The organism is Paracoccus marcusii, assembly GCF_006151785.1.
GTDB classification, from domain to species: Bacteria; Pseudomonadota; Alphaproteobacteria; order Rhodobacterales; family Rhodobacteraceae; genus Paracoccus; species Paracoccus marcusii.
This window is the reverse complement of sequence record NZ_VDDD01000041.1, coordinates 1-26,897: the sequence shown is the minus strand read 5'-3', so window position 1 is coordinate 26,897 and position 26,897 is coordinate 1. Positions and strand designations below refer to the sequence as shown.

Here is a 26,897-nt window from a genome sequence, read left to right as displayed (position 1 = left end):
GCCACGGCGGCGTCGCGGCCCCGCGGCGCCAGGATCGCCACCGCCAGGGCCAGGTCGTCGCGCGCGGCCGACCGGTCGGTCACCGTGCCCGGTCCCTCTGCGGATCGGTCGCCATCAGGTCGTTCTCGGTGCCCACCAGCACCGGGGTCCCGGACAGGATGCCCGAAAAGCCCCGGATCGGTGCGCCGATGACGATGCCGCCCCCGTCGATCCGCAATTCGCGGATCGTGCGTTCGTGGTCCGACGTGCGCGTCTTGATGACCGCGATCGACTTCCGCACCTCTCCGTCGGCCTCGAAAAAGCGCAGCATCATCATCGTGTCGGCCAGATAGCTGATGTCCAGGTCCGACCGCAGGTCGCCCGTCACCCCGTGCTGACCCAGGATCATCAGCGAGACCACGCCCTGCTGGGCCAGGTAGCTGAGCAGTTCGTGCATCTGCAGCACCAGGAAATTGTCGCTTGGCATCGCGTGCAGATAGGCGTTCAGGCTGTCGATCACGACCAGTCCGACATCGTCCTTCTCGACCGCGCTGCGGACGGCGCTGGCGAACTCTCCGGGGGACAGTTCGGCCGGGTCGATCTGGCGGATCGTCAGCAGGCCGGCGTCGATGAACGGCTGCAGGTCCATGTTCAGCACCCTGGATCGGGTCATCAGCGTGGCCAGCCGTTCGTCGAACAGAAAATAGGCCGCCTTCTGGCCACGCTGCAGGGCCGAGATCATGCAGCGCACGGCGGTCGTCGTCTTGCCCACCCCGGCAGGCCCCGCCAGCAGCGTGTTGGTTCCGGGAAACAGGCCGTCGCCCAGCAGCGCATCCAGACCGGCAAGCCCCGTGGTCACCGGTTCGGCCGAAAAGCGGCGGTGGTGATCGGCCGCGATCAGGCGCGGATAGACGCGGATGCCGCCGCGTTCGATGGTAAAGTCGTGATAGCCGCCGTGATATTTCAGGCCGCGCATCTTGACGACCCGCAGCCTGCGGCGCTCCGAGCCGAAATCGTTGGCCAGCTGCTCCAGCGAGATGACGCCATGCGCGATCGAGTGCAGCTGCAGGTCGCCGGGTTCGGCCGTGCGGTCGTCCAGCATCAGCACGGTGCAGTTCCGGCGCGCGAAGAAATGCTTCAACGCCAGGATCTGGCGGCGATAGCGCAGCGGGTTCTGCGCCAGCAGGCGCAGTTCCGACAGGCTGTCCAGCACCACGCGCACCGGGTCGGTCCGGTCCACCAGATCGAAGATGCCGCGCACCGTCTCTCCCAGCTCCACCTCGCTGGGATGCAGAAGCGACTGTTCGTGGTCGATGCCGAACTCGTCTTCGGCGATCATCTCGAAGACGTCGATGCCGTCCAACGTCAGGTCATGCGACCGCGCGACGGCCCGAAGTTCGGTCTCGGTCTCGGACAGGGTGATGTAGAGGCCGCGGTCACCCGCCTGGCGCCCCTCCATCAGGAATTTCAGCGCCAGCGTGGTCTTGCCCGATCCGGGCGTGCCCTCGACAAGATAAAGCCGCGATGGCGTCAGCCCGCCCAGCAGCACGGCATCCAGGCCGGGGGTTCCGGTGCGAAAGCGCGCGTCGGTGTCCGCGCCTGCTGTTTCCTGGCTCATCTGCTGTCCCATGCCTTGGATGGTATCGGCCCGTGCGCGCCCCGGACACAAGGCGGATTCCTGTCCCGACCGGGTGCCGGTCGTCAAGCGCCAAAGGCGCAGTCTGATCGTCACGCCTAATCCGTCGCCGCGGACAGCTCCACCTGATAAAGGATGGTCCTGGCACGGGACCGGTGCCTGGACCGGGCTCAATGCCTTTCCGGACCATGCCGGCAACTGACGCGCGATTTTTCGGGAACCCAGTTTACCGAAGGGCGTTGCCCTTGACGGTCACATGCGCGCACGACGCCGACCGGCCCTGATCCGAAAGCGAGGAAGCCATCATGATCACCCTGACCGTGAACGGGACGGAACACAGTTTCGATGGCGATCCCGAAATGCCGCTGCTGTGGTACCTGCGCGACGAATTGGGACTGACCGGCACCAAGTTCGGCTGCGGCATTGCCCAATGCGGTGCCTGCACGATCCATCTGGACGGCTATCCGACCTTTGCCTGCATCACCCCCATCTCGATCGCGGACGGGTCGGACGTCCGCACGATCGAAGGTCTGGCCGAGAACGGCGACCACCCCGTGCAGGTCGCCTGGCGTGACCTGAACGTGTCGCAATGCGGTTATTGCCAGGCGGGGCAGATCATGCAGGCCGCGGCGCTTGTGGATTCCACCCCCGACCTGACCGACGAGGACATCGACACGGTGATGAGCGCGAACCTGTGCCGCTGCGGCACCTATCCGCGCATCCGCGCCGCCATCAAGCAGGCCGCCGAAGCGAGGACCGAATGATGTCGAACCGTGTCCCCGAATCCCTCCGCATCGCCAATGTCAGCCGCCGGTCCCTGCTGCTGGGCATGGGGGCCGGCAGCCTGGTTCTTGCCATCGGACTGCCCCGTCCCGGCCGCGCACAGGACGCGCCGGTTCAGTTCGGCGCCGACGCGATGCCCAACGGCTGGCGTGACGATCCGAACGTCTTCGTCTCGATCGCCGAGGACGGTATCGTCACCGTGACCGTCCACCGTTCCGAGATGGGGCAGGGCGTGCGCACCTCCATCGCGATGGTCGTGGCGGACGAGCTGGAGGCAGACTGGGACATGGTCCGCGTGACCCAGGCCCCCGGCAACGAGCCGCGCTATGGCAACCAGGACACCGACGGTTCACGCAGCCTGCGCCATTTCTTCGGCCCGATGCGCCGTGCCGGGGCCTCGGCCCGGACCATGCTGGAGCAGGCAGCGGCCGAGGCGTGGGACGTGCCCCTGTCCGAAGTGCGCGCCGAGGGGCATGTCGTACGTCATGCCGGATCGGACCGCACGATGGGCTTTGGCGAACTGGCCGCCGCCGCCGCCGCCCTGCCGGTTCCCGACCGCGAGGGCTTGCGCCTGAAGGACCCCGCGACGTTCCGTTACGTCGGCAAGGCCGATATCGGGCTGGTCGACAATGACGACATCACCCGCGGCACCACGACCTATGGGATCGACGTGCGCCGCGAAGGCATGCTGTATGCCGTCATCGCCCGCCCGCCGGTCTTTGGCGGCAGCGTGGCCAGCCTGGACGACAGCGCCGCCCTGCAGGTTCCCGGGGTCGAGCGCATCGTGCGGCTGGACCCGCCCGCCATCCCCGCGGAATTCCAGCCGCTTGGCGGCGTCGCGGTCATTGCCCGCAACACCTGGGCCGCCATCAAGGGGCGCGAAGCGCTGGTCATCGAATGGGAGGATGGGCCGCATGCTGCCTATTCCTCGGATGACTTCAGGGCAGAGCTTGAGGCGGCGGTGCAGACCGGCGACGGCAAGCTGATCCTGAACCGGGGCGACGTCGACGCGGCCCTGGCCGAGGCAGAGACCCGCGTGGTCGCCGAATACTATATCCCCCACTTGGCGCAGGCACCGATGGAGCCGCCAGCCGCCGTGGCCGATGTACGCGACGGGTCCTGCGAGGTCTGGGCCTGCGTGCAGGCACCGCAGGTCACCCGCCTGCGCTTGGCGCAGCGGATGGAACTGCCCGAGGAGGACGTGACCGTCAACGTCACCCTGCTGGGCGGTGGTTTCGGCCGCAAGTCCAAGCCCGACTTCGTGCTGGAGGCCGCGATCCTCAGCCGCGAGATGGGCGCCCCGGTCAAGCTGACCTGGACGCGCGAGGACGACCTGCACCACAGCTATTACCACACCGTCTCGGTCGAGCGGCTGGAGGCGGGGCTGGACGCACAGGGCAAGGCCGTGGCCTGGCTGCACCGCACCGCCGCCCCTACGATCGGGTCGATCTTTGCCCCCGACCCCAAGGAGAAGCTGCCGTTCGAGCTGGGCATGGGGCTGACCAACATGCCCCTGAACATCCCCAACGTCCGGGCCGAGAACCCGCAGGCCCCGGCCCATGTGCGCATCGGCTGGTACCGGTCGGTCTCCAACATCCCGCATGCCCTCGCGATCCAGTCCTTCATCGCAGAACTGGCGGCGGCGGCGGGGCGCGATCCGCTGGAATACCTGCTGGAGACGATCGGCCCCGCCCGCCTCATCGACCCGAGCGAGATCGGCGATGTCTGGAACTATGGCGAGGACCCGGCGCGCTATCCCATCGACACCGGACGCCTGCGGGCGGTCACCGAAACCGTGGCCGAGGCGATCGGATGGGGTCGCCAGATGCCCGCCGGCAGCGGCCTGGGCATCGCCGCGCATTACAGCTTTGTCAGCCATGTCGCCGTGGCGGCCGAGGTTGAGGTCGTGGACGGCGCGGTGCGCATCCCGCGCGTCGAGATCGCCATCGACTGCGGCGCGCATGTGAATCCCGACCGCATCCGCTCTCAGATGGAGGGGGCTGTCATCATGGGCGCGGGGCAGGCCCTGACGGCCGAGATCACCTTCCAGGACGGGCGTGCGCAGCAGGACAACTTTGACACCTACCTGATCCCCCGCATGGAGACCGCGCCGCGGGAGATTAACGTGCATCTCGTGTCCTCGGGCGGCTATGACCAGCCTTTGGGGGGCGTCGGGGAACCGGGCCTGCCGCCGGTCGCCCCGGCCATCGTCAACGCGATCTTTGCCGCGACGGGCACCCGCATCCGCCGCCTGCCGGTGGCCGATCAACTTCGCAGCTGAGGACATGTCCATGACCCTGAAACAGATGCTTCTGGCCGGCAGCCTTGCTGTCCTGGCCGGTCCGGCGCTGGCGGATTGCGCCGACCGGATCACCTTCCTCGAAGAGGCGCTGGACGATGCGTCGCGGCTGGCCATCTCGGCCTCGACGGGCGGGCAGGGGGTCGCGGGCGCCCGCGAGGCCCAGGCCGTGACCGAGGAGACGGCAGAGGAACCCGTCCCCTATCAGGACGACGCCGCCGCGGCGGTCGAGGAGGCCGACGAGGCCGGGGACGGTGGCGAGGAGCTGATCGAGGCGCGTGCCCGCCTGGGCGAAGCCCGCACCCTGGCCCAGGATGGGGACGAGGAGGCCTGCACCCGGCAGATCAAGGAGATCCTTGTCGGTCTGATCGACGGGTGACCCGGCAGGCGCGGCCTAGTCCGAATGGAACACCTCGGTCAGGCCCGCCCACCATTCACCAGGAGCCCGCGTGTCCAACGGGCGCTGCATCGGGCCGCACAGCGCCCACCAGTCGCGCGTCACCGGATCGGCGGCAATGGCCGCATCATCCGCCGCGAAATCGGTGCCGCGATATTCCCAATAGCTGAACAGCAGGTTCTCTGGCCGGCGCAGGAAGATCGAATAGTTGGTGATATGCGACCGCGACAGCCGGTCCAGCACCGCGGGCCAGACATCGGCATGCAGGCGGGTGTATTCGTCGATCCGGTCCGGATCGATCCCGATGACATGGGCCATGCGTTTCATGGGCGCTGTTCCTTCGCGTCAAGGTCATAGAAGCGGATGGCCGTCTGCCCAAAGACCTGCGCTCGATCGGTATCGGACAGGGCCGCGCACAGGGTCTGCGCGACCTGCAGCCAATCGGCATAGGTGCCCGCAAGCTCCAGCACCGGCCAGTCGCTGCCCCACATCAGCCGTTCGGGGCGGAAGGCCTGCAGGACATGGTCGAAGACCGGGCGCAGGGTGTCTGCGGACCAGCCGGGCCCGAATTCGTTGGCCAGCCCCGACAGCTTGCAGACCACCTGCGGGTGGGCGGCCAGGGCGTCGATGCCCCGGCGCCAGTCCGGTCCGGCGTCCATGCCGTCAAAGACGGGCTTGGCGCAGTGATCAATCACGATGGGCAGGGACGGCACCCGCCCGGCCAATTCCTCGATGACGGGCAGGTGGCGGGGCGTGATCAGCGCATCCAGCCGCAGCCCGGCCCCCGCGACCTGCCGCAGGGCGTCGATCACGCCGTCCTGCAGGATCCACCGGGTGTCGTCGATATCCTGCAGCATCGGGCGGATGCCGCGCAGCGCAGGGTGGGCGATTCGCGACAGCTGGGCGGCCACATCGACGGTCAGGTCGATCCACCCGACGACGCCGCGGATCAGCGGCGACCGGTCGGCCAGCCCCAGCAGGAACAGCGTCTCGTCCAGCGTGGGGGCGGCCTGGACCAGCACCGTGCCGGTGACCCCGGACGCCCGCGCCAAGGGTTCCAGATCCGCAGGCAGGATGTCCCGCCGGATGGGTGCAACCTGATCGGTCATCCAGCCGTAATCGCCCCGGGCGATCCGCCAGAAATGCTGATGGGCGTCGATGATCACGGGAATGTCCTTGCCGGGTTGTGTCTCTAATCATAATAAACCGTATGGAGGCGGTCGTGGCGTGTCAACGCCCGACCCGGGGGGACAGGAGGCGGCATGAAGACCATCAGGATCGGCCGGACAGGGGTGGAGATCACCCCCATCGCGTTCGGCTGTGCCAGCATCGGCAACCTGTATCGCGAGGTCGCGGAGGAGGACGCGCAGCAGGTTCTGCAGGCGGCATGGGATGCGGGGATCCGCTATTTCGACACGGCGCCCCATTACGGGCGCGGCCTGTCCGAACAGCGGTTGGGGCGGTTCCTGACGAGCAGGACGGGGGCCGTTCTGTCGACCAAGGTCGGGCGCGTCCTGACCCCAGCCGCCGCGCCGATCCCCGAGGCCGACAGCTATGTCCGCCCCGCGCAGAACGACGTGCATTACGACTATTCCGGTGACGGGATCGAGGAGAGCCTGGAGCAGAGCCTGGACCGGCTTGGCGTCGCGCGGGTCGACATCGTCTATGTCCACGATCTGGGCACCTATACCCATGGCACCGACAACGACCGGCATCTGCAGGCGTTCCTGGGGTCCGGGTATGAACGACTGGTCCGGCTGAAGGAGGCCGGCCGCATCGGCGCATTCGGTCTTGGCGTCAACGAAACCGAGATCTGCCTGCGGGTGATGGATCACGGGCCCCTGGACGTGATCCTGCTGGCGGGGCGGCTGACCCTGCTGGACCGTTCGGCCGAGGACGCTTTGGTGCCGCGCTGTCGCGTGGCCGGGACCAGTCTGGTGCTGGGCGGGATCTTCAACTCCGGCATCCTGGCGACCGGGCCCGTGGCTGGCGCGACCTATGATTACGGCCCCGCCCCGCAGCAGGTGCTGGACCGTGTGGCTGCCCTGCAGGATCAGGCCGCCGCGCAGGGGATGCCGCTTGCGACCGCGGCGTTGCATTTCGCGCGCGACCATCCCGCGGCGGCGGCGGTGCTGCTGGGCACGGCCAATCCGGCGACCTTGCGCCGCAACCTGGAGGTCCTGCGCTAACCCAGGTCGTGATGGCGCAGGGATGACAGCAGCGTCGATTTCGACGTGCGCAGGTGCTGGCGCGCGGCATCCAGCGCGCGGCCGGCGTCGCGGGCCTCCAGCGCGTCGATGATCGCCAGGTGTTCCTGGATCGCGGCGCCGTTGCGCTGCTTTTCCTGCGTCTTGTCCCACATGTAGTGATAGTGGAAGATCAGCGAGATGACCTTCTGGAACTCGGCCACGAAGCGGTTGCGGACGACGGCGTTGATGGCCTCGTGGAACGCCTCGTCCAGCTTGGAGAACTCGTGGAAATGCGTGTCGATCTGGTCCGCCAAGGCCAGGTGCTGGACGCGCAGCGTGGCCAGCCGTGGCCAGACGGGGTGATCGACCGGCGCCTCGACCAGCTTGGCGATCGCGTCCAGTTCCAGGACCAGTCGAAAGTCCGACAGCTCGACCGCGAATTCCTTGGTGAAGCCGCGCAGCATCCAGCCGCCCTTGGGCCTGCGTGCGACCAGACTGAACCGGCTGAGCCCGGCCAGGAACTCGTTCAGCTGATGCTGGGTGACGCCGAAGGTCCGCGCCAGCTCGGCCACCGACAGCGGCGTTTCGGCAGGCACGTCGAAGCGCAGGATCCAGTCCAGGAACCGCTGCTCCAGCGCCTGCAGACCGTCGGCGGCGCGGATCACGGCGATCCGGTCGTCCTGGTCCGGCATGCGCAGCACCCGCTTGGCCCGCCCGTCCAGCGCGATCACCCCCAGCTCCGCCAGCCGCGCCAGGCAGCGGCGGACGACGGTACGGCTGACCCCGGCGATCTCGCTCAGCGCGGCCTCGGCGGGCAGGTCGGCCCCCGGGGTCAGGGTCGCGCAGTGGTCCAGAAGGCGATTGTACGCCTCGCGATAGCGGGTGTCGCTGCGGGCCATGGTGGGGTTTCCTCGGGTCAGGCGGTTCTTGTCCTAAATTATTAAAAACAATTGACAGGTGCAAGGTGCCTGCACATGCTTTGCCGACATCAGGACGAAATCGGTCGGGGAGGAACGATGACGGACGCAAGCAAGCCCTGGGCCGACGGCAAGGCGCGTCGGCTGACGATCGCCCGCGACCAGCTGCACCGTGCATCGGCCCTGCTGACGCTGGTCCTGCTGATCATCGGCTTTGCGATGGCCAGCCCGGCGTTCCTGTCGGTCAACAACGGGCTGACGGTGCTGTTGCAGACATCGGTCATCGGGCTGCTGGGGATCGGGCTGACCATGGTCATCATCACCGGCGGGATCGACCTTTCGGTCGGCTCGGTGCTGGCGCTGTCGGGCGTGGTGTCGGCGATGGTGGTCAAGGCCGGCCTGCCGGTGGTGCCCGCGATGTGCGCAGGCGTCCTGGCCGGCGCCGCCTGCGGGGCGTTCAACGGCCTTGTCATCACCCGGCTGCGGATCCCGCCCTTCGTGGCGACGCTTGGCATGATGCTGATCGCGCGCGGCGTGGCGCTGCAGCTGACCGGGGCCACGCCGATTTCGCAGCTGGGCGCGGGCTTCGGGCGGCTTGGCAACGGCGCGCTGTTCCGCGTGGTCGAGATGCAGCCGAACGGCTTTCCGCGCGTGATCTTTCCGGGCATCCCCTATCCGGCCATCCTGCTGCTGGTCGTGGCGGTGGTCGCGACCTATCTGCTGCGCCGCCGCCAGATCGGGCGCCACATCTATGCCACCGGGTCGAACGAGGAGGCCGCGCGCCTGTCCGGCGTGAATGTCGACTGGACCAAGATGTACGCCTACACGATGTCGGGCGCGCTGGCGGGGCTGGGGGGCAACGTGCTGATGTCGCGCCTGGTCACCGCCCAGCCAAGCGAGGGGGTGATGTACGAACTGGATGCCATCGCGGCGGCGGTGATCGGCGGCGCATCCCTGTCGGGGGGCGTGGGCACCGTCGCGGGCACGATGATCGGTGCGTTCATCATCGGCATTCTGCGAAACGGTCTGAACATGTCGGGCGTGTCCGCCTTCATCCAGCAGATCGTCATCGGCTTCGTGGTCATCGGCGCGGTCTGGATCGATCAGGTCCGCAACCGCCGCTAGGCCCGCATCATCATCATCGGAGGAGGAACCAAGATGACACTGCTCAAGACATGCCTGGCCGTATCCGCCCTTGCCCTGACCGCCGCCGGCGCCCAGGCCGGAGAGATCGCGGTCATCGTCAAGACGACCAACTCGAACTTCTGGCAGAACGTGAACCTGGGCGCCCAGGCCGCGATCGAGGGCCAGTCCGAGCATACGCTGAGCTTTGACGGTCCGGCCGCGGAAAGCGCGGTGGCCGATCAGGTCAGCCTGGTCGAGAACGCCATCAACCGCGGCGTGGCCGGGCTGGTCCTGGCCCCGTCCGACCCCGAGGCGCTGATCCCCGTGGTGCAGCGCGCCTACGAATCCGGCATCCCGGTCGTGATCATCGACAGCGCCCTGGGCGAGGGCGCAGAAGGCGCGTTCCAGGCCTTCCTGTCGACCGACAACTGCGCGGCCGGAGAGCAGGTGGCCAAGCGCATGATCGACGAGGCCGGCACGACCGGCAAGGTGGGGATCATGTCCTATGTCGCGGGCGTCGGGTCCGAGATCGGGCGCGTCGGCTGCTTCACCAGCTACCTGCAGGAGAATTCCGACCTGGAGATCGTGGGTCCGCTCTATTCGCAAAGCCAGATGGCCAACGCGCTGAACCAGACCACCGACATGCTGGCGTCGAACCCGGACCTTATCGGCATCTTCGGGGCGAACGAACCCACGGCCGTCGGCATGGGGCGCGCGATCGAACAGGCCGGCAAGGCGGGACAGCTGACCGCCCTGGGCTTTGACGGCAACGAGGACCTGCAGCAGTTCGTGCGCGACGGCGTGCTGACGGCGACGGCGGTGCAGGGATCGTTCGCCATGGGCGAGATGGGCGTGCAGACCGTGATGGACATCCTGGCCGGAGAGACGGTCGAGCCGTTCATCAACACCGGCGTGGTGATGGTCGACAAGGCCAACATCGAGTCCGACGAGGCCAGGAACGTCCTCTACTGATGCTGCCGGGGACCGCCCGCGCGGTCCCCGATCACCGACACGTTGCAAGGGGCATGCCCATGTCAGACCAGCCGCTGGTCCAGATGATCGACATCGAAAAGCATTTCGGCGGCGTCCGGGCCGTCGATCATGTCTCGGTCAGCCTCTATCCGGGCGAGGTGGTGGGCCTTCTGGGGCATAACGGCGCGGGCAAGTCCTGCCTGATGCGCATCCTGTCGGGCGCCATGACCCCCAGCAGCGGAGAGATCCGCGTGAACGGCACGGCGGTCCGCTTTGCCGAACCCAACGATGCCCGCGCCAAGGGGATCGAGACGATCTATCAGACGCTGGCCCTGGCCAATCATCTGGACGCGCCCAGCAACCTGTTCCTGGGGCGGGAGCTCAAGACCCGGTTCGGCAACCTGGACGACGCGGCCATGCTGCGCGCCGCGCGCGAGGTGCTGGCCCGGCTGAACCCCAACTTTCGCAACCTGCGCGACCCCGTGTCCAGCCTGTCGGGTGGCCAGCGCCAGGTGATCGCGATCGCGCGTGCGATCTATTTCGACACCCGCGTGCTGATCATGGACGAACCCACCGCAGCCCTGGGCCCGTCCGAGACGGCGATGGTGGCCGACCTGATCCGCAAGCTGCAGGCCGACGGGATCGGGATATTCCTGGTCAGCCACGACATCCATGACGTGTTCGACCTGTGCGACCGGGTCGTGGTGATGAACAAGGGCCGCGTCGTGGGCGCCCATGCCATCGGCGATGTCAGCAAGGACGACGTCCTCAGCCTGATCGTCAAGGGAGAGCTGCCGTCCGACTGGTCCGCCCGCAGGCCGGAGCCGGTGCAATGAAGGACGCATCCGCCACCACGATGGCATGCGGCGTCTGCGTCGAACCCGGCCGGTTCCGCATCGAGACGCGGCCCCTGCCGACCCATGCCCCCGAGGGCTGGGTGCTTGTCGACATCGCCGCCATCGGCATCTGCGGCACGGATTACCACATCTTCGAGGGCAAGCATCCCTATCTGGATTATCCCCGCGTGATCGGGCACGAGCTGTCCGGGCATGTGGCCGGCGGACCGGATGCCGGGCGCCTGGTCGTGGTGAACCCCTATCTGTCCTGCGGGGCCTGCCGTGCCTGCCTGCGCGGCAAGCCCAACTGCTGCGCCGCGATCGCGGTGCTGGGCGTGCATCGCGACGGCGGCATGTGCGCGCGGATCGCGGTTCCGGCGGGCAACCTGTACCCCGCCGACGGGCTGAGCGTGCATCAGGCCGCGATGGTCGAGTTCCTGGCCATCGGCGCCCATGCCGTCGCGCGTTCGGGCGTGGGGCCGGGCGATCTGGCGCTGGTGACGGGGGCGGGGCCGATCGGGCTTGGCACCGCGCTGTTCGCGCGACTGGCCGGGGCCCAGGTGCATCTGATGGATCTCAGCGACCGGCGGCTGGCGCTGGCGCGGCGACTGTGCGGGTTCGACCTGCTGCACCGTCCGGGCGACGACATCCTGACCGGCGAGTTGGCGCAGGGCTTCGATGTCGTCTTCGACGCGACCGGCAGCGCACCGGCCATCGAGGCGGGCTTTCCCCTTGTGGCCCATGGCGGCAGCACGGTGCTGGTCAGCGTGGTCAAGGGCGACATCCGCTTTTCGGATGCCGAGTTCCACAAGCGCGAGGCCCGCATCATCGGCAGCCGCAACGCGCAGGCCCCCGATTTCGACCGGGTCATCGCGGCCATTCGCGACGGGCTGATCCCCACCGATGCGCTGCTGTCCGAGGTCGTTCCGCTGGCCGATCTGCCCGACCGTTTTGCCGCGCTGGTCGATGACCGCGACGACATCGTCAAGATCCTGGTGACCCCGTGACGCAAGCCCCGCCGACCGCCATCCGCCTGCATGACCGCGACAACATCATGGTCGCCCTGATCGCCCTGACCCCCGGCGCGCCGCTTGATGCCGAATGCGCCGCGACAGAGGCGATCCCCGCGGGCCACAAGGTCGCTATCCGCCCCATCGCGCCCGGCGAACCGGTCCTGAAATATGGTCAGGTCATCGGCATCGCCACCCGGCCCATCGCGGCGGGGGCGCATGTCCATGTCCAGAACCTTGGCATGGGGGCGCACAAGCAGGATCACGGCTTTGGCAGCGCGGCGGGTGCGCTGCCCGCCCCCGATGCGCCGGAGTCCTTCCAGGGGTTTCACCGGCCATCGGGGCGGGTGGGCACGCGCAATTATGTGGGCATCCTGACCTCGGTCAATTGCGCGGGATCGGTCGCCCGCTTCATCGCCGAGGAGGCAGAGCGTCAGGGCTGGCTGGCCGATTACCCCAACGTGGACGGGATCGTGCCCATCGTGCACGGCACCGGCTGCGGCATGTCCGGCAAGGGCGAAGGGTACGAGACGCTGTTCCGCACCATCGCAGGCTATGGCCACAACCCTAATTTCGGCGCCATCCTGATGGTGGGCCTGGGCTGCGAGGTCATGCAGATCCCCGACCTGATCGACCGGCGCGCGCTGAAGGACAGCGCCCGGTTCCGCTATATGACCATCCAGCAGACGGGAGGCACGCGGGCCACCGTCGACAAGGGCGTGGCGATCCTGCGCGAACTGGCCGCCGAGGCCGACCGTGCCACGCGCCGGACCGCCCCGGCATCCGCGCTGGTGATGGGCATGCAATGCGGGGGGTCGGACGGCTATTCCGGGATCACGGCCAACCCGGCCCTGGGCATCGCCTCTGATCTGCTGGTGGCGCAGGGGGGCATCTCGATCCTGTCGGAAACCTCCGAGATCTATGGCGCCGAACATCTGCTGACCCGACGCGCCGATCCCGAGACCGGCCGCAAGCTGATCGACCTGATCGACTGGTGGGAGGATTACACCGCCCGCAATTTCGGAGAGATGGACAACAATCCCTCGCCCGGCAACAAGCGCGGCGGCCTGACCACGATCTTGGAAAAGAGCCTGGGCGCCGTGGCCAAGGGGGGCAGCGCGCCGCTGTCGGCGGTCTATCGCTATGGCGAACCCATCGACCGGCCGGGTTTCGTCTTCATGGACAGCCCCGGCTATGACCCCTGTTCGGTGACGGGGCAGGTCGCGTCGGGGGCCAACCTGATCGCCTTCACCACCGGGCGGGGCAGCGTGTCGGGCTATCGCCCTGTGCCCTGCATCAAGATCGCGTCGAACCCCGACCTGTGGCGCCGGATGGAGCCGGACATGGATGTCGATTGCGGTGCGATCCTCTCCGGGGCCACCCTGCAGGAGAAGGGGCACGAAATCTTCGACCTGATGCTGGCCGTCGCCTCCGGTGCCCCGACGAAAAGCGAGGCGCAGGGGTTCGGCGCGGTCGAGTTCGTGCCCTGGCAGATCGGCGCGGTGATGTAAGTGAAAGGACAGCGAATGATACCAACCCCCATGACGGGACAGCGCGTCGTGATCACCGCGGCGGCCCAGGGGATCGGCCGCGCCAGCGCACTGGCCTTTGCCGCGGCGGGCGCCGAGGTGATCGCCACCGACATCAACATGGACGGGCTCTCGACGCTGGACGGGTGCCGCACCGCGCGCCTGGACGTGCTGGACGGCGCCGCCGTGGCGGCGTTCTTTGCCGATCTGGAACCGGTGGACGTGCTGTTCAACTGCGCCGGGGTCGTGCATGCAGGCGGCATCCTGGAGGCATCCGAGGCCGACCTGGAATTCGCATTCGACCTGAACGTGCGATCGATGATGCGCACGATCCGGGCGGTCCTGCCGGGGATGGTCGATCGGGGGCGGGGGGCGATCATCAACATGTCCTCGGTCGCCTCGTCCATCAAGGGGGTGCCCAACCGCTTTGCCTATTCCACCACCAAGGCCGCCGTCCTGGGTCTGACCAAGTCGGTCGCCGCCGATCATGTGGGCCACGGCATCCGATGCAACGCGATCTGCCCCGGCACGGTGCAGTCGCCGTCCCTGGACGACCGCCTTGCCGCGACGGGCGATGCCGTGGCGGCCCGCGCGGCCTTCGTCGCGCGCCAGCCCATGGGGCGCATCGCCGATGCGGCGGAAATTGCCGATCTGGCCGTGTATCTGGCGGGCGCGACCTATACCACGGGCCAAGCCGTCTGCATCGACGGCGGCTGGACACTCTGACCCAAGGAAGACGACATGAAACTTGTTCGCTTTGGTGCCGCGGGCGCCGAGAAACCCGGCCTGATCGACGCGGACGGCCAGATCCGTGACCTGTCGGCGCATGTGTCGGACCTGTCCGGACAGGCGCTGCATCCCGATGCACTGGCCGGCCTGGCGCGCCTTGATCCGGCGACGCTGCCGCTGGTCCAGGGCGATCCGCGTCTGGGCCCGCCCGTCGCGGGCACCGGCAAGTTCATCTGCATCGGCCTGAACTATGCCGACCATGCCGCCGAATCCGGCATGCAGGTCCCGCCCGAACCGGTGATCTTCATGAAGGCCACCAGCGCGATCTGCGGTCCGAACGATCCGATCATCATCCCGCGCGGCAGCGAAAAGACCGACTGGGAGGTCGAACTGGCCGTCATCATCGGCAAGCCTGCCAAATATGTCGACGAAGCCAACGCCATGTCCCATGTCGCGGGCTTTGCCGTGACAAACGACGTGTCCGAACGGGCGTTCCAGACCGAACGCGCGGGCCAGTGGACCAAGGGCAAGTCCTGCGACAATTTCGGCCAGATCGGCCCCTGGCTGGTCACCCCGGACGAGATCGCCGATCCCCAGGATCTGGCGATGTGGCTGAGCGTGAACGGTCAGACGATGCAGGACGGGTCGACGGCGACGATGGTCTATCGGGTGCCGTTCCTGATCCACTACCTCAGCCAGTTCATGACGCTGCATCCGGGCGACGTGATTTCCACCGGAACGCCTCCGGGCGTGGGGATGGGGATGCGGCCGCAACGCTTCCTGCGGGCGGGCGACGTCGTCGATCTGGGCATCAAGGGGCTGGGCCAGCAGCGCCAGGAGGTCATTGCCGACCCGGCCTGATGGGTGCATGCCGTCGCCCGTGACGCCTGGCCCCGCGTGGGCCGGGCGTTACGGGCCAATCCCGGTCAGACGAAGATCAGGTCGTTGCCCAGCCCGTCGATCGTCATGTTGCGCACCGTCAGCACGTCACCGTCCCCAAGATCGAATACGACGTTCGCGCCGATCTGTGCGGCATGGTCCCGCGCCTGCGCCAAGCTGGCGATCCCGAAGTCGATCATGCGGATCGTGTCGATGTCGTCCTGAAAATCCATGACCGCATCGCGCCCGGCACCGTGACCGAAGACGAAGACATCGGCCCCCGCGCCGCCCCACAGCTGATCGCGTCCCGCACCGCCGTTCAGGCTGTCGTTTCCGGCCCCACCGTCCAGGCGATCATCGCCCTGCCTGCCGTGAAGGATGTCCGCACCGAACCCGCCGCGGATCACGTTCGCCCGGGCGTCGCCCATCAGGATGTCGCGGCCCATTCCGCCGTGAATGTTCTCGACATTGCGGATCACGTCGGTCCCGTGCCCCGTGGCCTGCGCGCCGGTCATGGCCAGATCGATCCGCGCGGCCCGCGCCTGACCCATGAACGAGACCCAGTCCGTTCCCGCGCCACCATCGATCGTGTCGTTGCCCGCCCCGCCCCAAAGCATGTCGTCGCCGACCCCGCCATGCAGGACGTCGTTTCCGTTCCCGCCGAAAAGGCTGTCGGCCCCGCCGCCCCCGGCGATCGTGTCCGCGCCACCCGCGCCGCGCAGGATGGTATCGGCCCGATTTCCGGTCATGCGGTTGGCCAGATCGTTGCCGACACCGGTCACCCGCCCCGTACCGGTCATCACCAGATGCTCGACATGGGCGGACAGCGCGTGGGACACGCCGGCATGCACGACGTCCCGACCGCCATTCGCCGTTTCGATCACCCGGTCACCCGCGTTGTCGACGTGATAGACGTCGTCGCCGGCCATGCCGTACATCCTGTCGGCGCCCGCCATGCCGTCGATGACATCATTGCCCGAAAGCCCGAACATCGTGTCACTTGCCGCGGTCCCGCGCAGGCGATCGGCACCTGCGCTGCCAATGATGCTGCCCGGAGGGGCATCGGCGGGGAACAGCGGAAAGCCGGGGACCGGATCGGGGGTCGGACCCGGCCCGCCGACCACGGGGCCGGGGGGAACGCTACTGCCGTATTCGCCGGGCCTGATCTCTGCCCCGGCAATGCGGGCGACCAAGGGCTCTCCGGGATCGGTCCATCGGCCGGCCCATTCTTCCTGCCCCGGCGCCACCGCCCACAGATCGACATAGCTGGACATGGGGCCAATGTTCCAGATGCCGCCGGGCATGTCCGCGGCGCTGAATTGCGCCACGATACGCCCATCGACATAGAAGACGGCGGAACGGTCGGTCACGGTGACTTCGTAGGTGTGAAAACCTTCCGCCGCGTCAAAGCCTAGGTCGATCACCGCGCGCCGCTGGCCGGCGTCATTCAGCGTGATATGGTTTCCGGCAGCGTCCTCCATGTGGATGGCCAACTGGACCTGCGTGGTGTCGCCCCCCACGAATTCGAAATCGAATTCAACCCAAGGCTGATGCTGCCAGTCCGCCTTGTAGGTGAACAGTCCGAATACCGCGCCCGGTTGCATGTCGGGGGCCTGCACGGTCCATCCCCATGTTCCGGTGGTGGCGATCTGGGCGCCCTGAATCTCGCCGCCCTGATAGGGACGGGGCGATCCGGATGGGGACCGGCCCAGGACCAGTTCGATGGCACCATCCGCGCCGACGCGGACATTGTCGTCCGACCACTGCATGATGCTTGATTGCCCGGCCGCCCAGTCCGAGATCAGCCAGCTGTCATTGTCATGCTGTTCGCCGATCTCGTACAGATCAAGGGCAGGGGCGGTCGGGGTCGTGGTCATGCTCACCTCAGATGGTCGCAGGGACGGCGGCGGCCGAGACGGGCAGGGCAGCACGCGGTCCGATCAGGAAGCCGAAGGTTCAGTATGACCCGGACACCCTAATGCAACTTTAACGCGATCTTGCGCTGCGCGGTTTGTGCTGTGTCCCATGTGGGACAAACGCAAGCTAAGGAACGGCGTCGGATCTGCCAGAACAACGCGATATTCTGTCGGCGAGTTGTATCAATGGCCCTGTTAAAAGAGATCGGAAGATCCAATAGGCGACACACTGCTCTGCGTGCTGCCCCTGTGCGGCTTCGGTTCGCAAATCTAATCTAGGCGATAACTGAGGCGTAGAGTGGGGAGTGTACCGTCGTATAAGGCGTAAAATGTTGATGCGCTTGCTATCTTATCAAAACTCTAAACAGTTTTCAGAAAACGATCGCGCGCGACCACTATGGCAATATCAAAACTTTTATTAACAACTTAAGCGTGAACTATTAATTTATATTCAACCTTATATTAGATTGACGTATTGCACCATATGCACAAGTCTAAGACGTGCGTATCGATTGTCAGAGATAAGGGTCGTCCCGTCGCCGGTCGTTCCCTTGTGTCATAGGTTACCAGTCAGGCAACGTGCCCGTCCGTCATGACCTTTGGTCTGTGCGGACGGGCGTCCGCGATGCCGATGCCCAAGCAAATGCCAGCACCGAGAATCCTCCGCAGAGCGCATAGGCCGTCAGGCATTCCCAATATGCGAACCCGTTGAACAGGAACAGCATCATGACGCCGATGGCCACGGCTAGGGCAAAGGCAAGATTGGCTGCGATCATCCGACCCCTCCATTCGATAGCCGACCCCCTGCAAGGACAGGTGGCCACAGCGTTTCATTCAGAAACCAGGATGCGAGCAGATGACCGTTTCGATCTTGGTTAACTGATCGTACCATGCACTTTGGCAAAACGCCTAGGCAGAGGTGACATCCGGGACAAAAGCGGCGAAATCATGCCGTTACATGGTTCGATTTTCACGGATTGCTGCCGATGCCTCAGTTTTCGGCAAGCGTGACGGTACGTCGACTAACAATTGCAAACTGATCCGGGCGGGTATCCCTTGCCGCCGTGCGCTACAGACAGCGCATCCTGCAGTCTTCACCGGCAACCGGCGATATGCCTCAGGGGACCCTGTCAAAATCCAAAACATGCGTGATTACTCGAACATGTGATGAAACCTTGGGGCGGGGGCGTTGCCTGCCTTGGCCCCGGCCGCTAGGCTTGCGGACAACGCAAATGTGATTTCCGGAAGTGCCGCCCTTGACCCAGACCCGCCCCCTTGCTGCCCTGCTGCGTCTTGCCGTGCTGGCTGCGCTGACGACGGGAGCTGCCCTGCCGGCTCTGGCGCAGGACGGCCCGCCCGAACCGAAGCCGCCGCAGCAGCCCGCGCAGATCAGCGGCCTGGCCGGCCCCTATCTTGCCGCCCGCATGGCGACCGTCGAGAACGACTTTCGCGCGGCGGCGCGCTATTTCGTCATGGCGTCGGCGCAGGATCCGCAGGACGTCTATCTGCAGGACAGCGCGCTGGTCGCGCTGGCATCGGCGGGCGATGTCGATCAGGCGGTGGCCATGGCCGAACGGTTGTTCGACGAGGATCGCCCCACGGAACTGGCCGGCCTTCTGCGCCGCGCACAGCTGGTCCGGGCCGAGGACTGGCAGGGCGTGGTCGACCTGATCGACGCGACCCATGCGCCGGACGTCCCGCTGGACCAGGACCTGATGGACGGCACCATCCGTGCCTGGGCGCTGCTGGGTGCGGGACGCGCCACCGACGCCATCGCGGCGTTCGAGGCGATGGCCGCGAATGCGGACCTGGCCCCCATCGTGAACTATCACCTGGCGCTGGCCCGGGCGCTGGCGGGCGACTATGAGGCCGCCAACCGCCTGATCGTGCAGTCCGAGGCCAGCGGCCACCTGATGGGCCTGACCGCCCGCGTCCAGATCCTGTCGCAGCTGGATCGCGGCGACGAGGCGCTGGCGCTGCTGTCCCAGATCGACGGGCTGGAGGCCGAGCCGCAGTTGCTGGCCCTGCGCCAGCGCCTGGAACAGGGGCAGCCGGTGCCCTTCGACGTGGTGGGCGGCCCGGCGGACGGAATCGCGCATCTGCTGCTGTCCTTTGCCTCGGCCCTGTCCAGCAGCCCGGACCCGGAACCGCTGGCGCTGATCCATGCGCGCCTGGCGTCCTGGATCGCGCCCCAGAACCCCGAGCCCCGGCTGACCACCGCGCAGCTGCTGCAGGACCGCCAGCAGTTCGACCTGGCCGAGGCCGAGTTCGATGCCGTCCGGCGCATGGGCGAGATGCGCCCCCAGGCCGAGCTGTCGCGCATCGACGCCCTGTCGCGCGCCCAACGCCCCGCCGAGGCGGAGCGTGCGGCCCTGGCGCTGACCGCGGCCTATCCGGGCCTGGCGCAGTCCTGGATCGCGCTTGGCGACGTGACCCGCCAGCAGGAGAAATACGCCGAGGCGATCCCAAGCTATGACCGGGCGCTGGACCTTCTGGCCGACGCCCCGCCCGAGGCGCGGTGGTTCCCGCTTTACGCGCGCGGCATCTCGCTGGAGCGTGCGGGCCAGTTCGACCGCGCCGAGGCCGACCTGCTGGCCGCGTTGGAGATCCGCCCCGATCAGGCCAGCCTGCTGAACTATCTGGGTTATTCCTGGATCGACCGGAACCAGAACCTGGACCGGGCGCTGGACATGATCAAGCGCGCGGTCGAGCTGTCGCCCGGCGACGGCTATATCCTGGACAGCCTGGCATGGGCCTATTTCCGGCTTGGCCGCTATCAGGAGGCCGTGGCTCCGATGGAGCAGTCCATCGCCACGATGGCCGCCGATCCGCTGGTCAACGACCACCTGGGCGACATCTACTGGATGGTCGGCCGCCACCGCGAGGCGCAGATCCAGTGGCAGCGCGCCCTGTCGCTGGAGCCCGGCGAAAGCGGAGAGGTCGATGCCGACCGCATCCGCGCCAAGCTGGATCGCGGCCTGAACGCGGTGATGGACGAGGAGGACGGCCCCGTCGCCAGCCACCCCACCCAGGCCCCGCAGACCGAGGCCGACGCGGCCGAATGATCATCGAGGCGGCCCCCGCCAAGCTGAACCTGGCGCTGCACGTGACGGGTCGGCGGCCTGACGGCTATCACCTGCTGGATTCGCTGGTCTGCTTTGCGGCGGTCGGCGACAGCATCGCCCTGACCCCCGGCCCGCTGTCCCTGAGCATCGACGGCCCCTTCGCGGCGGGTCTGTCAACCGACGACAATCTGTGCCTGCGCGCCGCGCGTCTGGTCGGGGGACAGGCCGCGATCCGGCTGACCAAGGCGCTGCCCGTCGCCTCGGGCATCGGGGGAGGGTCCGCCGATGCGGCGGCGGTGCTGCGCGGGCTGGCGCGGATGGGCCATCCGCTGCCCGATGGGACCGAACGGCTTGGTGCCGACGTGCCGGTCTGCCTGGCCTCGACGCCCGCGCGCATGCAGGGCGTCGGAGAGGTGCTGACCCCGCTGCCCGCCCTGCCGCCGCTGCACCTGGTGCTGGTCAATCCCGGCATCGCGGTGCCCACCCCGGCGATCTTCGCGGGCCTGCGGTCGCGCGACAATCCGCCTCTGCCGCCCATTCCCGCCTTTGCCGATGTCGATGCGCTGCTGGGCTGGCTGGGCACCACGCGGAACGACCTGCAGCCCCCCGCGATTGCCGCGGCGCCGGTCATCGCCGACGTGCTGCGGGCGCTGGAAGGGCAGGGCGCGGGGCTGGCGCGGATGTCGGGATCGGGGGCCACCTGCTTCGGCATCTTTGCCGACCCCGGCGCCGCGGAGCGCGCGGCTGCGGCCCTTGCGCGCAACGGCTGGTGGGCGGTGGCGACCGAACTGGCATCCGCCCCGGCACGCGGCTAGACTGCGCCCGACCCGATCCCGGAGGAACCCATGCTGCGCCTTGGCGTCAACATCGACCACGTCGCCACCATCCGCAACGCGCGGGGCACGCCCTGGCCCGACCCGCTGCGGGCCGCGCTGATCGCCCAGGCCGCGGGCGCGGACGGCATCACCGCCCATCTGCGCGAGGATCGCCGCCATATCAGCGACGCCGACATCGACGCGCTGATGGCCAACCTGACCCAGCCCCTGAACTTCGAGATGGCCGCCACGATGGAGATGCAGGCCATCGCCCTGCGCCATCGTCCGCATGCCGTCTGCATCGTCCCCGAGAAGCGCGAGGAGCGTACGACCGAAGGCGGTCTGGATGTCGCGGGCAACGACAATGCGCTGGCCGGATACATCGCGCCGCTGCGCGAGGCCGGTTGTCGGGTGTCATTGTTCATCGGTCACGAACCCGCCCAGATCCGCGCCGCCGCCCGGATCGGCGCGGCGGTGGTCGAACTGCACACCGGCGCCTATTGCGACCTGGACACCGAGGGCCGCCACGCCGAGCGCGATGCCGAACTGGCCGCCCTGCGCGAGGGTGCCGCGCTGGCCCATGACCTGGGGCTGGAGGTCCATGCGGGCCACGGGCTGACCTTCGACACGGTCGGTCCCATCGCGGCCATTCCCCAGGTGGCCGAACTGAACATCGGGCATTTCCTGATCTCGGAATCGGTGTTCCTGGGGCTGGAGGGCGCGATCCGCGAGATGCGCGCGCGCATGGACGCGGCGCGGGCGTGATCCCTTTCCTGTCCAAAGACCCGTCGGGACGCACGGCATGATCCTGGGCATCGGCACGGACCTGGCCAACATCGACCGCATCCAGGGGACGCTGGACCGCTTTGGCGACCGGTTCCGCAACCGGGTCTTCACGCCCACCGAACTGGCCAAGGCTGCCCGCCGCGCCGACGAGGCCGGCACCCTGGCCAAGCGGTGGGCCGCCAAGGAGGCCTGCTCCAAGGCGCTTGGCACGGGTCTTGCCATGGGCATCAGCTGGCGCGACATGGCGGTGACGAACCTGCGGTCGGGCCAGCCGGTCATGGCGCTGACGGGATGGGCCGCGGACCGGCTGGCGGCGATGACGCCCGCCGATCATCACGCGGTCGTGCATGTCACGCTGACCGACGACCACCCCTGGGCGCAGGCCTTCGTGGTGATCGAGGCGCGTCCCGGCCCTGCGCCTGCTTGACTTTGACCCTGTGCCCGGCCCATGAACACCCGACGCAGGGCCCCCGGCCCGAGGGATAAGAGGACCACGCGGAATGGCAACGGCAGCGCCCGAGAAAAAGGACGGCATCTGGGAGACGATCAAGACGATCTTCTGGGCGCTGGTGATCGCGGGCATCTTCCGCACGCTGTTCTTCCAGCCCTTCTGGATCCCGTCGGGCAGCATGAAGGACACGCTGCTGATCGGTGATTTCCTGTTCGTGAACAAGATGGCCTATGGCTATTCCGCGCACAGCTGCCCGTTCTCGATGTGCCCGATCAGCGGCCGCATCCTGGAACGCGAACCGGCGCGCGGCGACGTTGCCGTGTTCCGTCACCCGACCCGCAACGTCGATTTCATCAAGCGCGTGATCGGCCTGCCGGGCGACACCGTGCAGATGCGCGGCGGCCGCCTGTGGCTGAACGGAGAGCCGGTCCAGGTCACCCCCGCCGGAGAGTTCATCGAGGTCAAGGAACAGCAGGGGCCGCAGGGCCTGATCCCGCGCTGCGTGAACGACCCCGTGCCCGAGGGCGGCGACTGCATCAGCGAACGCATGACCGAGACGCTGCCGGGCGGCAACACCCATGACATCTTGAACATCGTCGATGGCTGGGTGGCCGACGACACGCCGACCTTCACCGTCCCCGAAGGACAGTACTTCTTCATGGGCGACAACCGCGACAATTCCGAAGACAGCCGTTTCCCGGCCGAGATCGGCGGCCTGGGCTTCGTGCCGGCCGAATACCTGATCGGCCGCGCCGACCGCATCATGTTCTCGTCGGCGGGGCGGTCGCTGCTGTATTTCTGGACGTGGCGGTCCGACCGCTTCTTCAAGGCGGTGAATTGACGCCCTCGGCCGACATCCGGGCCTTCATGGCCCGTCTGGGGCATGAATTCGCGCGGCCCGAACTGCTGATCCGCGCGCTGACGCATGGCTCGATCGCCAGCGTCACGCGGCCCGACAACCAGCGGCTGGAGTTCCTGGGCGACCGCGTCCTGGGTCTGGTCATGGCCGAGGCACTGTTCACCGCAGACACCGCCGCCAGCGAGGGCCAGCTTGCCCCGCGCTACAATGCGCTGGTGCGCGGAGAGACCTGCGCCGCGGTGGCCCGCGAGCTGTCTCTGGGCGACGTGCTGAAGCTGGGTCGGTCCGAGATGCTGTCGGGCGGGCGTCGCAAGGACGCCCTTCTGGCCGATGCGATGGAGGCGGTGCTGGCCGCCGTCTATCTGGATGCGGGCTTCGATGCGGCCCGTCAGGTCGTGCTGCGCCATTGGGCGCCGCGTCTGGCGCGGGTCGATGCCGACAGCCGCGACGCCAAGACCGCCCTGCAGGAATGGGCCCAGGCCCAGGGCATGCCGCCCCCCGTCTATGAACAGACCGAACGCAGCGGCCCCGACCATGCGCCGGTCTTCCTGATCACCGTGCGGCTGGAAGACGGCCGCGACGCGCAGGCCCGCGGCACGGGCACCAAGCGCAGCATCGAACAGGCCGCCGCGCAATCGCTGCTGGATCGGCTGGAAGGACTGACATGACCGACGACGACATCGCCCCCGATCAGCCGCCCGCGGCGCAACCCGACGGGCCCACCCGCGCGGGCTTCGTCGCCCTGATCGGAGAGCCCAATGCGGGCAAGTCCACGCTGCTGAACCAGATGGTCGGCGCCAAGGTCAGCATCGTGACCCACAAGGTCCAGACGACCCGCGCACGCATTCGCGGCATCGCCATGCACGGCCCCGCGCAGATCGTCTTTGTCGACACGCCGGGCATCTTCCGCCCGCGCCGCCGGCTGGACCGCAGCATGGTCGCCGCGGCCTGGGGCGGGGCGTCGGACGCCGACATCGTGCTGGTCCTGGTCGAGGCGCATCGCGGCCTGACCGACGGCACGCAGGCGATCCTGGATCAGTTGGTCGACCTGGGCAAGGGGACGCCCGTCGCGCTGATCATCAACAAGATCGACCGCGTCAAGGCCGAGACCCTGCTGGCCCTGTCCCAGCAGCTGAACGAGGCCTATCCCTTCACCGAGACGTTCATGATCTCGGCCATGCGCGGCCATGGTTGCCAGCAGCTGCGCGGCTGGCTGGCCCGCAGCCTGCCCGAAAGCCCGTGGCTGTACCCCGAGGATCAGATCGCCGACCTGCCCATGCGCATGATCGCCGCCGAGATCACCCGCGAGAAGCTGACCCTGCGCCTGCACGAGGAGATCCCCTATCAGCTGACGGTAGAGACCGAGGCCTGGGAGGAGAAGGACGACGGCAGCGCTCGTGTCGAACAGGTCGTCTATGTCGCCCGCCAGGGCCACAAGGGCATCGTCCTGGGCCGCGGCGGAGAGACGATCAAGGCCGTGGGCCAGGCCGCGCGCGTCGAGCTGGAGGAGTTCATGGGTCGCCGCGTCCATCTGTTCCTGCAGGTCCGCGTCCGCGAGAACTGGGAGAACGAGGCCGAACGCTATGACGAGATCGGCCTGAACTTCCGCGACGGCGATGGCTGAGCCGCGCCTGGCCGCGTCCCTGTGGGTCGCGGCCTATCTGGCGCGGTTGGCCCAGGCCACCATCCCCGCCTATGTGCTGGCGCGCGGTGACGATACGGCGGGCGCGATCGCGGTGAAATGCGCCCATCTGGACGGCACCGCCGCGCTGTGGATGCGCGAATGGGACATGGACAGCGACACCCGTCCCTGGGTCGCGACCGACAGGGGCACCGAGCGTGACATCGACGCTGCCATCGCCCGCCAACGGTCCCGCGACCGCGACCTGTGGGTGATCGAGATCGAATCGCGCGACGGCACCACGCTGCTGGATCGCGACGGGCTGTTCTGACCTCTGGCGGGGTCGCGGTTTGCAGAATATGCATCACGCCATGAGTAGCACCCCGCAAACCGATTCGCCCAAGGGCCTTGCCTATGCCGTCGCGGCCTATGGGCTGTGGGGGTTCCTGCCGATCTACATGAAGGCGCTGGCGCATCTGCCCGCGGCCGAGATCATCGCCCACCGCATCGTCTGGTCGCTGCCCATCGCGGCGGCCGTCCTGTTGTGGCAGGGCCGCGCGGCCGAGGTCGGCCAGGCCCTGCGCCAACCGCGCCTGCTGGCGATGGCGGCGCTGACGGCGGTGCTGATCTCGGTCAACTGGCTGATCTATGTCTGGGCGATCTCGAACGATCACGCGCTTGACGCGGCGCTTGGCTATTACATCAACCCGCTGTTCAGCGTGTTTCTGGGCGCGACGCTGCTGGGGGAACGGCTGACGCGGGGGCAGGTCGCGGCCATCGCGCTGGCGGCCACCGCGGTGATCGTGCTGACGGTGCAGGCGGGCAGCCTGCCGGTGGTGGCGATCGGCCTGACGCTGTCCTGGGGCCTCTATGCCTATTGCAAGAAAAGCCTGCCGCTTGGCCCCAACCAGGGCTTCACGCTGGAGGTGCTGCTGCTGACCCCTCTGGCGGCGGGCTTCCTGATCTGGCAGACGCTGCAGGGCCAGTCGCATTTCACTGGCGCCGGCTGGGGCCAGGCGCTGTTGCTGCTGGGATGCGGGCCGGTCACGGCGATCCCGCTGCTGTTCTATGCCAACGGGGCCAAGCTGATCCGCCTGTCGACCATCGGCATCCTGCAATACATCGCGCCGACGATGATCTTTCTGTGCGCGGTGGTGCTGTTCGGCGAACCCTTCGACGGGGCCCGCCTGATCGCGTTTCCGATGATCTGGGCGGCGCTGGTCATCTATTCGGTGACGCTGGTCCGCCAGGCGGGCCAGAGACGCCGCGACCGTCGCGACCTGGCCGCCCGGCGCATGCAATAGGCACCCCATGCCGGCGGGGCGCGCGACCGTGGCCCGCGTGACGCCCTCTGGCCCCCGCAGGCCGGATCGCGCAAGCTGTGTCGGCGGACCCGGAGGCTGTGATGGAATGGCAGGCAGAAGGCACCGTGATCGGCCGCCGTCCCCATGGCGAGACGGCCGTCATCATCGACGTGCTGACCCTTGAGCACGGGCGCCATGTCGGAGTCGTCCCCGGCGGGGCATCGCAGAAACGCGCCGCCATGCTGCAGCCCGGCGCGCGGCTGACCCTGCGCTGGCGCGCGCGCCAATCGGACCAGCTGGGCAGCTTTGCCGCCGAGCCGCTGCGCATGCGGGCGGGGCTGATGGCCGATCCGACCGCGCTTGCCGGCCTGAACGCTGTCTGCGCGCTGCTGGTCTTTGCGCTGCCCGAACGCGATCCGCACCCGATGCTGGTCCAGCGGACCGAGGCGCTGCTGGACCAGATCGAGGCGGGTGCCGACTGGCCGCCCGCCTATCTGGCGTGGGAGATGCTTCTGCTGGACGAGATGGGGTTCGGCCTGGACCTTGCCAGCTGCGCGGTGACCGGCGCGACCGAGGGGCTGGCCTATGTCAGCCCAAGATCAGGCCGTGCGGTCAGCCGGCAGGGGGCGGGGGACTGGGCCGACCGCCTGCTGCCACTGCCGGCGGTCATGGGCGGGGCGGGCGACAATCGCGGCCGCGACCTGGCCCAGGGGCTGGCCATCACCGGGCATTTCCTTGAACGGCGGCTGGCGCCCGACCTGGTCGGACGCCCGTTGCCCGCCGCGCGGGCGCGGCTGGTG

27 protein-coding genes are annotated in these 26,897 nt (G+C 67.9%); 21 read left to right on the top strand and 6 right to left on the bottom strand.

Features of this window, described 5'->3' with window-relative positions; translation table 11 throughout:
• Positions 1-79: 79 nt before the first annotated feature.
• The gene (locus tag FHD68_RS08655; RefSeq protein WP_205963176.1) at positions 80-1,597 is read right to left on the bottom strand and encodes an ATPase domain-containing protein; all 1,518 of its coding nucleotides are present in this window, start codon (positions 1,595-1,597) and stop codon (positions 80-82) included.
• A 323-nt stretch (positions 1,598-1,920) separates the two neighbouring features.
• Between FHD68_RS08655 and FHD68_RS08650 the strand changes: the two genes are divergently transcribed.
• From FHD68_RS08650 to FHD68_RS08640, 3 genes are read left to right on the top strand one after another with little or no spacing between them, the layout of a single operon-like run.
• Positions 1,921-2,379: a (2Fe-2S)-binding protein gene (locus tag FHD68_RS08650; RefSeq protein WP_045983882.1), complete on the top strand. Its 459-nt coding sequence runs from the start codon at positions 1,921-1,923 to the stop codon at positions 2,377-2,379.
• Positions 2,379-4,679 (top strand): xanthine dehydrogenase family protein molybdopterin-binding subunit, encoded by a 2,301-nt coding sequence (locus FHD68_RS08645; RefSeq protein WP_208863752.1) that lies wholly within the window; start codon positions 2,379-2,381, stop codon positions 4,677-4,679. The genes FHD68_RS08650 and FHD68_RS08645 overlap by 1 nt, the downstream gene beginning before the upstream one ends.
• Before the next feature lie 10 nt (positions 4,680-4,689).
• Positions 4,690-5,076, top strand: coding sequence for a hypothetical protein (locus tag FHD68_RS08640; protein ID WP_139085533.1), 387 nt, complete (start codon positions 4,690-4,692; stop codon positions 5,074-5,076).
• Between the two features lie 15 nt (positions 5,077-5,091).
• Here the strand turns inward: FHD68_RS08640 and FHD68_RS08635 are convergent, their stop codons facing one another.
• Positions 5,092-5,421 carry an L-rhamnose mutarotase gene (locus FHD68_RS08635; protein WP_127897772.1) on the bottom strand — a complete coding sequence of 110 codons (330 nt, stop codon included), beginning with the start codon at positions 5,419-5,421 and terminating at the stop codon, positions 5,092-5,094.
• Positions 5,418-6,260, bottom strand: a complete 843-nt coding sequence (locus FHD68_RS08630; protein WP_139085532.1) for an amidohydrolase family protein — start codon at positions 6,258-6,260, stop codon at positions 5,418-5,420. Before FHD68_RS08630 ends, FHD68_RS08635 begins: the two co-directional genes overlap by 4 nt.
• A 96-nt stretch (positions 6,261-6,356) precedes the next feature.
• On the opposite strand from FHD68_RS08630, the gene FHD68_RS08625 reads away from it, so the two are divergent.
• Positions 6,357-7,283, top strand: coding sequence for an aldo/keto reductase (locus FHD68_RS08625; protein WP_127897774.1), 927 nt, complete (start codon positions 6,357-6,359; stop codon positions 7,281-7,283).
• Here the strand turns inward: FHD68_RS08625 and FHD68_RS08620 are convergent.
• Positions 7,280-8,182 carry a GntR family transcriptional regulator gene (locus tag FHD68_RS08620; protein ID WP_127897775.1) on the bottom strand — a complete coding sequence of 301 codons (903 nt, stop codon included), beginning with the start codon at positions 8,180-8,182 and terminating at the stop codon, positions 7,280-7,282. The two genes, FHD68_RS08625 and FHD68_RS08620, sit on opposite strands and share 4 nt — an antisense overlap.
• Before the next feature lie 117 nt (positions 8,183-8,299).
• Between FHD68_RS08620 and FHD68_RS08615 the strand changes: the two genes are divergently transcribed.
• The 7 genes from FHD68_RS08615 to FHD68_RS08585 are packed head-to-tail and all read left to right on the top strand — an operon-like array spanning position 8,300 to position 15,262.
• Complete coding sequence (locus tag FHD68_RS08615; protein WP_127897776.1) at positions 8,300-9,325, top strand: ABC transporter permease; 1,026 nt, start codon at positions 8,300-8,302, stop codon at positions 9,323-9,325.
• A gap of 33 nt (positions 9,326-9,358) precedes the next feature.
• Positions 9,359-10,297: an ABC transporter substrate-binding protein gene (locus FHD68_RS08610; RefSeq protein WP_139085530.1), complete on the top strand. Its 939-nt coding sequence runs from the start codon at positions 9,359-9,361 to the stop codon at positions 10,295-10,297.
• 59 nt (positions 10,298-10,356) lie between these two features.
• Positions 10,357-11,133 (top strand): ATP-binding cassette domain-containing protein, encoded by a 777-nt coding sequence (locus tag FHD68_RS08605; RefSeq protein ID WP_205963177.1) that lies wholly within the window; start codon positions 10,357-10,359, stop codon positions 11,131-11,133.
• Complete coding sequence (locus tag FHD68_RS08600; RefSeq protein WP_208863751.1) at positions 11,130-12,140, top strand: zinc-binding alcohol dehydrogenase family protein; 1,011 nt, start codon at positions 11,130-11,132, stop codon at positions 12,138-12,140. Before FHD68_RS08605 ends, FHD68_RS08600 begins: the two co-directional genes overlap by 4 nt.
• 47 nt (positions 12,141-12,187) lie before the next feature.
• The gene (locus tag FHD68_RS08595) at positions 12,188-13,654 is read left to right on the top strand and encodes a UxaA family hydrolase (RefSeq protein ID WP_127899277.1); all 1,467 of its coding nucleotides are present in this window, start codon (positions 12,188-12,190) and stop codon (positions 13,652-13,654) included.
• A gap of 30 nt (positions 13,655-13,684) precedes the next feature.
• Entirely contained in the window at positions 13,685-14,398 is a 714-nt protein-coding gene (locus FHD68_RS08590) for an SDR family oxidoreductase (protein WP_205963199.1), read from the top strand.
• Positions 14,399-14,413: 15 nt separating this feature from the next.
• On the top strand, positions 14,414-15,262 hold the full coding sequence (locus tag FHD68_RS08585; protein WP_127897779.1) for a fumarylacetoacetate hydrolase family protein: 849 nt from the start codon (positions 14,414-14,416) through the stop codon (positions 15,260-15,262).
• 65 nt (positions 15,263-15,327) lie between these two features.
• Here FHD68_RS08585 and FHD68_RS08580 read toward each other — a convergent pair whose 3' ends face one another.
• The gene (locus tag FHD68_RS08580; RefSeq protein WP_127897780.1) at positions 15,328-17,157 is read right to left on the bottom strand and encodes a family 16 glycosylhydrolase; all 1,830 of its coding nucleotides are present in this window, start codon (positions 17,155-17,157) and stop codon (positions 15,328-15,330) included.
• 629 nt (positions 17,158-17,786) lie between these two features.
• Complete coding sequence (locus FHD68_RS08575; RefSeq protein ID WP_046000793.1) at positions 17,787-17,972, bottom strand: hypothetical protein; 186 nt, start codon at positions 17,970-17,972, stop codon at positions 17,787-17,789.
• A gap of 480 nt (positions 17,973-18,452) precedes the next feature.
• Between FHD68_RS08575 and FHD68_RS08570 the strand changes: the two genes are divergently transcribed.
• The 10 genes from FHD68_RS08570 to recO all read left to right on the top strand — a co-directional run.
• Positions 18,453-20,261: a tetratricopeptide repeat protein gene (locus FHD68_RS08570; RefSeq protein ID WP_240542488.1), complete on the top strand. Its 1,809-nt coding sequence runs from the start codon at positions 18,453-18,455 to the stop codon at positions 20,259-20,261.
• A complete protein-coding gene (locus FHD68_RS08565) occupies positions 20,258-21,076 on the top strand; it encodes a 4-(cytidine 5'-diphospho)-2-C-methyl-D-erythritol kinase (protein WP_127897781.1) in 819 nt (272 codons plus the stop codon). Before FHD68_RS08570 ends, FHD68_RS08565 begins: the two co-directional genes overlap by 4 nt.
• Before the next feature lie 30 nt (positions 21,077-21,106).
• Positions 21,107-21,841 carry a pyridoxine 5'-phosphate synthase gene (locus FHD68_RS08560; RefSeq protein WP_045981026.1) on the top strand — a complete coding sequence of 245 codons (735 nt, stop codon included), beginning with the start codon at positions 21,107-21,109 and terminating at the stop codon, positions 21,839-21,841.
• A gap of 37 nt (positions 21,842-21,878) precedes the next feature.
• Positions 21,879-22,289: a holo-ACP synthase gene (acpS, locus tag FHD68_RS08555; protein ID WP_045981025.1), complete on the top strand. Its 411-nt coding sequence runs from the start codon at positions 21,879-21,881 to the stop codon at positions 22,287-22,289.
• Positions 22,290-22,362: 73 nt separating this feature from the next.
• A complete protein-coding gene (gene lepB, locus FHD68_RS08550) occupies positions 22,363-23,154 on the top strand; it encodes a signal peptidase I (protein WP_045981024.1) in 792 nt (263 codons plus the stop codon).
• Positions 23,151-23,840 (top strand): ribonuclease III, encoded by a 690-nt coding sequence (gene rnc, locus FHD68_RS08545; protein ID WP_127897782.1) that lies wholly within the window; start codon positions 23,151-23,153, stop codon positions 23,838-23,840. Before lepB ends, rnc begins: the two co-directional genes overlap by 4 nt.
• Positions 23,837-24,796: a GTPase Era gene (gene era / locus FHD68_RS08540; RefSeq protein WP_045981023.1), complete on the top strand. Its 960-nt coding sequence runs from the start codon at positions 23,837-23,839 to the stop codon at positions 24,794-24,796. Before rnc ends, era begins: the two co-directional genes overlap by 4 nt.
• Positions 24,789-25,124, top strand: coding sequence for a DUF1491 family protein (locus FHD68_RS08535; protein ID WP_127897783.1), 336 nt, complete (start codon positions 24,789-24,791; stop codon positions 25,122-25,124). Before era ends, FHD68_RS08535 begins: the two co-directional genes overlap by 8 nt.
• A gap of 40 nt (positions 25,125-25,164) precedes the next feature.
• On the top strand, positions 25,165-26,097 hold the full coding sequence (gene rarD, locus FHD68_RS08530; protein ID WP_127897784.1) for an EamA family transporter RarD: 933 nt from the start codon (positions 25,165-25,167) through the stop codon (positions 26,095-26,097).
• Between the two features lie 98 nt (positions 26,098-26,195).
• Positions 26,196-26,897 (top strand): DNA repair protein RecO (gene recO, locus FHD68_RS08525; RefSeq protein ID WP_139085537.1); only part of this gene is annotated, 702 nt, incomplete at its 3' end.

Bases quoted from the DNA above. Each gene is read 5' to 3' on its own strand.
- FHD68_RS08595 (WP_127899277.1), top strand. From the start codon at position 12,188: ATGGTCGCCCTGATCGCCCTGACCCCCGGCGCGCCGCTTGATGCCGAA.
- FHD68_RS08535 (WP_127897783.1), top strand. From the start codon at position 24,789: ATGGCTGAGCCGCGCCTGGCCGCGTCCCTGTGGGTCGCGGCCTATCTG.
- FHD68_RS08650 (WP_045983882.1), top strand. From the start codon at position 1,921: ATGATCACCCTGACCGTGAACGGGACGGAACACAGTTTCGATGGCGAT.
- era (WP_045981023.1), top strand. From the start codon at position 23,837: ATGACCGACGACGACATCGCCCCCGATCAGCCGCCCGCGGCGCAACCC.
- lepB (WP_045981024.1), top strand. From the start codon at position 22,363: ATGGCAACGGCAGCGCCCGAGAAAAAGGACGGCATCTGGGAGACGATC.
- FHD68_RS08600 (WP_208863751.1), top strand. From the start codon at position 11,130: ATGAAGGACGCATCCGCCACCACGATGGCATGCGGCGTCTGCGTCGAA.
- FHD68_RS08625 (WP_127897774.1), top strand. From the start codon at position 6,357: ATGAAGACCATCAGGATCGGCCGGACAGGGGTGGAGATCACCCCCATC.
- FHD68_RS08640 (WP_139085533.1), top strand. From the start codon at position 4,690: ATGACCCTGAAACAGATGCTTCTGGCCGGCAGCCTTGCTGTCCTGGCC.
- FHD68_RS08615 (WP_127897776.1), top strand. From the start codon at position 8,300: ATGACGGACGCAAGCAAGCCCTGGGCCGACGGCAAGGCGCGTCGGCTG.
- FHD68_RS08605 (WP_205963177.1), top strand. From the start codon at position 10,357: ATGTCAGACCAGCCGCTGGTCCAGATGATCGACATCGAAAAGCATTTC.
- FHD68_RS08590 (WP_205963199.1), top strand. From the start codon at position 13,685: ATGACGGGACAGCGCGTCGTGATCACCGCGGCGGCCCAGGGGATCGGC.
- FHD68_RS08575 (WP_046000793.1), bottom strand. From the start codon at position 17,972: ATGATCGCAGCCAATCTTGCCTTTGCCCTAGCCGTGGCCATCGGCGTC.
- FHD68_RS08655 (WP_205963176.1), bottom strand. From the start codon at position 1,597: ATGAGCCAGGAAACAGCAGGCGCGGACACCGACGCGCGCTTTCGCACC.
- FHD68_RS08635 (WP_127897772.1), bottom strand. From the start codon at position 5,421: ATGAAACGCATGGCCCATGTCATCGGGATCGATCCGGACCGGATCGAC.
- FHD68_RS08585 (WP_127897779.1), top strand. From the start codon at position 14,414: ATGAAACTTGTTCGCTTTGGTGCCGCGGGCGCCGAGAAACCCGGCCTG.
- FHD68_RS08580 (WP_127897780.1), bottom strand. From the start codon at position 17,157: ATGACCACGACCCCGACCGCCCCTGCCCTTGATCTGTACGAGATCGGC.
- FHD68_RS08610 (WP_139085530.1), top strand. From the start codon at position 9,359: ATGACACTGCTCAAGACATGCCTGGCCGTATCCGCCCTTGCCCTGACC.
- acpS (WP_045981025.1), top strand. From the start codon at position 21,879: ATGATCCTGGGCATCGGCACGGACCTGGCCAACATCGACCGCATCCAG.
- FHD68_RS08645 (WP_208863752.1), top strand. From the start codon at position 2,379: ATGTCGAACCGTGTCCCCGAATCCCTCCGCATCGCCAATGTCAGCCGC.
- FHD68_RS08565 (WP_127897781.1), top strand. From the start codon at position 20,258: ATGATCATCGAGGCGGCCCCCGCCAAGCTGAACCTGGCGCTGCACGTG.
- rarD (WP_127897784.1), top strand. From the start codon at position 25,165: ATGAGTAGCACCCCGCAAACCGATTCGCCCAAGGGCCTTGCCTATGCC.
- FHD68_RS08620 (WP_127897775.1), bottom strand. From the start codon at position 8,182: ATGGCCCGCAGCGACACCCGCTATCGCGAGGCGTACAATCGCCTTCTG.
- FHD68_RS08560 (WP_045981026.1), top strand. From the start codon at position 21,107: ATGCTGCGCCTTGGCGTCAACATCGACCACGTCGCCACCATCCGCAAC.